We start from the raw sequence: 3,639 nt of genomic DNA on the forward strand, positions 1-3,639 counted from the left end.
GACCAGCGCGAGCCAGTCGCGTGCCGCCGCGACCGCGGGGCTTTCGGCAGGGGCGGCCGCAGGCGGTACGGCGGGCGTATCGGCGCTTCCGGACATCGACGTGAAAGCGAGCAGGGCAAAAGCAAACGACATGAACAAACCTCCGGCTATCCAGCCGGACCGCCGCCCCATGCGGCGCGCCTCGACCGATGCCGCCCTTTCTTCCACGCCGGCCGTCGGCACGGCTTCCCCCAAAGCCTTGTCCCCGATTATTTCGGGGGTCCGATCTTCGATGTCGCGTAGCTGCCGCGCCGCCTCGCGGCTGCTCGACACCGCGAGCTTGCGCCGCGCGTCGCGCAGCCGCTCGTTGATCGTGTGCACCGACAGCCCCAGGTGGCGCGCCATCGACTTGGCGTCATAGCCACTGACCAGCAGGCGCAGCGTCTCCTTCTCCTTTTCGGTGAGCGCCTGGATTCCGGCTGTCGTCACGTCTGCACCTCGCTCCACCGGCCTAACCTAAGGCCCGCCCGAATCACGGTCACCCCCAAATAATTCGTACCTCCAAACGACGGCGAAGCGGCTATGCTGCGGCGATGGCCGCCCCCTATCATCCTCCCGTCAAACGCTCGGTAACGATCGCCGGCCATCCGACCTCGATCAGCCTCGAGCCGGTCTTCTGGGACGCACTCGAAGCCGAAGCCGCGCGGCAGGCGCTTCCCGTCAACGCGCTCGTCGCACGGATCGATGTCGAACGGATGGAAGCCGACGACCCGCCGAACCTGACCTCGGCGATCCGGCAGTGGTTATGGCGGCAAAAGGAGCGGGGGGATTGACGGAGAATGACGCGGGCTTCGACCCCGCCACCCTCGCCTTCTATTCCAAGGAAGCGCCCGACTATGCGGCCAGCGGCCCCGACGGCACGAGCCGGTGGCTCGCGCCATTTCTCGACCGCCTGCCTCCCGGCTCGCGCATCCTCGAACTGGGCTGCGGGAGCGGACGTGATGCCGAAGCGATGATTCGGGCCGGCCACAATGTCGATCCGACCGACGGGATCGCCGAGATGACGGCGCAAGCCAGCGCCCGGATCGGGCGGCCTGTCCGCATCATGCGTTTCGACGAGTTGGAAGCGATAGAAGCATATGACGCGATATGGGCGCACGCGAGCCTGCTGCATGTCCCTCGCCCCGCGCTCCCCTCTATTCTGGCTCGTATATTCAACGCGCTAAAACCCGGCGGGATACATTTCGCAAATTACAAGGCCGGCGGCGTCGAAGGACGCGACTCGATGGGGCGCTATTTCAACTACACGGACCGGCCGTTCCTGCTCGAAGCCTATGCTGCCTCGGGCGCTTGGCATATCGACCGCATCGAAGCTTATACGAGCGGCGGATATGATGGCGGCCAAGGTCCTTGGCTTGCCATCGAGGCGCATCGGAAGATTGCCTGAAGGTCTCTAGACGAGAATTGCCTTCGCCACCGCATGGCCGAACGCCGCGCCCTTGTCGGGCGCATGATGCAGGAACAGCGACGGCTCGATCAGTTCGAGCTCCATGATGTGCAACCTGCCCGCCGCATCGCCGACCATGTCGACGCGCGCATAGACAGGCGGCGCCGGCGCTGCGGCCAGCGCCGCGGCCGCCAGCGTCTGCGACGCATCGTTCGCAGCCCACGGTTCCTCGCGTCCGCCGAACTGCTCCTGCACGCGGAAGTCGCCCGATGCGGGGCGCTTCACAATCGCGTGGCTGAACTTGCCACCGAAGAAGAAGAGCGAATACTCACCCTCGGTAAGGATGCCCGCCATCAAAGGCTGGACGAGGCGACGTTGTCCTTGCGCGTCGGCGGGAATCGGATCGCCGGGCGCGATACGATGCGTGCCGTCGGCGCCGCCCGATATCGCGGGCTTGATCACCATTTCGGCGGCGTCGAGGCCGGCCATCGCTTCGGCGAGGCTCGCCTCGTCGAGCGCGGCAACCTCGACCGTCGGCACGACCGCAACACCCTTTGCGCCCAGTTCGGCAAGATAGGCCTTGTCGCTGTTCCAGCGCAGCACGGGCACCGGGTTGACCACCGGCAGCCCGTCGCTTTCCAGCCGGTCGAGCAGCGAATACCAGCCCGCAACGTCGCGCTGATAGCCCCATGCAAAGAGCGGCAGGACCAGATCATAACCCGCGAGGTCGCCCGGACCGGTCCACGCGCGCTGCTCGACGATCAGCCCCGCAGCGGTCAGCGCCGCCGCCTTGCGGGCAAAGGCGGGCTGCCACTTCTCGTAATAGTCGGGCGCCGGGACAAGGATCGCGACGCGGGGCTGGAACGGCATTACCTTCCCAGCAACCCGCGTGCCTGCCCGGCGATGTGCGACAGCATCGCGCCGTTCGGGTTCGGGATCATCCGCGCGCGATCGACCGTCGCGCGGAATTGCTCGACCCGCGGTGCATGGTCGGCAAGCCATTTCGTCACCGCCGTGTCGAGATCGCCCTTCGGCAAGCCCGCGAGGAAGGTCAGCCGCATCTGCTGGAAATCGCGCGCCAGGCTGTTGACCAGCAGGCGTTCCCACGGATCGGCGGGGCTCATATGCGCCGCCAGCGTCTGCGCCCAGTCGAGCCCGAGCGCTTCGCCGAGATGGGTGAAGGCGTGCGTCACCGCAATCTCGTCGTCGCCGCGCCGTTCGGCGAGGTCGACGATGCCGATCGCGCCGTCGGTCTTGAACAGACGGACAACCGATGTGGTCAACGCCTCGGGTGCTCCGGCATCGAGCAGTTGCTGCTCCAGCATATCCCACTGGCGCTTGACCGACGGGCTGAGCAGCGCGTCGACACCGGTCGTCAGCCGGTCGACCCCGGGTTCGAGGCGTGCGACGACCGGGCCCGGCTGCGACAGCGTCTGGGTGACGCGCAGCAGGTCGGCCATTTGCGACGTCATGGCGGACGACGCCTGCGCGAAAAGCGACAGGCGGACGCTCTCGTCGATCTTCGCATCGTCGAGCGCGTCCCATATCGCCGGCATTTCGAGCAGCCGCTCGACCGCGACGAACGCCGCGGCGATGTCGCCGAGCGCGCAGCCTTCCTCTTCGACCAGTTCGAAGGGATGGACGATGCCCATGCGGTTGATGATGCGGTTCGCGATCTTGGTCGCGATGATTTCGCGGCGCAGCTGGTGATCAGCGATCGCCTGCCCGAAGTCGCGCTGCATCTCGGCGGGGAAGGCGGCGGCAAGATCGCTCGCCAGCGCCGGGTCGTTCGGCAGGTCGCTATGCTCGATCGCGTCCTGCAGGGCGAGCTTCGCGGTCGACAGCAGCACCGCGAGTTCGGGACGCGTCAGCCCGCGCCCCTCGGCCGCGCGGCGAAGGAGTTCGTCGTTCGCGGCGAGCCCCTCGACCTTGCGGTCGAGCCGGCCCGAGGCCTCGAACGTCTCCATGATCCGCACCAGCGACGGCACCGCCGCCGAGCCGCCCTTTTCGGCGATCGACAGCGCGAGCGCCTGCAATCGGTTGTCCTCGAGCACCAGTTCGGAGACATTGTCGGTCATGCGCACGAGCAGCGCGTCGCGGTCGTCCTGCGACAGGCGCCCTTCGGCCATCTCGCGGTTCAGCGCGATCTTGATATTGACCTCATTATCCGAGCAGTCGACGCCCGCGCTGTTGTCGATGAAGTCGGTGTTGAT

The 3,639-nt window shown here is 66.9% G+C and carries 5 protein-coding genes; 2 read left to right on the forward strand and 3 right to left on the reverse strand.

Annotated features, from left to right (window positions below; all coding sequences use genetic code 11):
• On the reverse strand, positions 1 to 468 hold a 468-nt coding region (locus tag VGD20_RS04890), incomplete at its 3' end, for a helix-turn-helix transcriptional regulator (protein WP_331133373.1).
• A 104-nt stretch (positions 469 to 572) separates the two neighbouring features.
• Between VGD20_RS04890 and VGD20_RS04895 the strand changes: the two genes are divergently transcribed.
• Positions 573 to 812 carry a ribbon-helix-helix domain-containing protein gene (locus VGD20_RS04895; protein ID WP_331133374.1) on the forward strand — a complete coding sequence of 80 codons (240 nt, stop codon included), beginning with the start codon at positions 573 to 575 and terminating at the stop codon, positions 810 to 812.
• Entirely contained in the window at positions 809 to 1,426 is a 618-nt protein-coding gene (locus VGD20_RS04900; protein ID WP_331133375.1) for a class I SAM-dependent methyltransferase, read from the forward strand. The genes VGD20_RS04895 and VGD20_RS04900 overlap by 4 nt, the downstream gene beginning before the upstream one ends.
• Before the next feature lie 6 nt (positions 1,427 to 1,432).
• Here VGD20_RS04900 and VGD20_RS04905 read toward each other — a convergent pair whose 3' ends face one another.
• A complete protein-coding gene (locus VGD20_RS04905; protein WP_331133376.1) occupies positions 1,433 to 2,296 on the reverse strand; it encodes a hypothetical protein in 864 nt (287 codons plus the stop codon).
• Positions 2,296 to 3,639: NAD-glutamate dehydrogenase domain-containing protein (locus tag VGD20_RS04910; RefSeq protein WP_331133377.1), on the reverse strand; the 1,344-nt coding region annotated here is incomplete at its 5' end. The genes VGD20_RS04905 and VGD20_RS04910, both read right to left, overlap by 1 nt.

The organism is Sphingopyxis sp. (assembly GCF_036402335.1).
Lineage (GTDB): Bacteria > Pseudomonadota > Alphaproteobacteria > Sphingomonadales > Sphingomonadaceae > Sphingopyxis.

Coding starts and splice junctions, on each gene's coding strand:
- VGD20_RS04895 (WP_331133374.1), top strand. CDS start 573: ATGGCCGCCCCCTATCATCCTCCCGTCAAACGCTCGGTAACGATCGCC.
- VGD20_RS04905 (WP_331133376.1), bottom strand. CDS start 2,296: ATGCCGTTCCAGCCCCGCGTCGCGATCCTTGTCCCGGCGCCCGACTAT.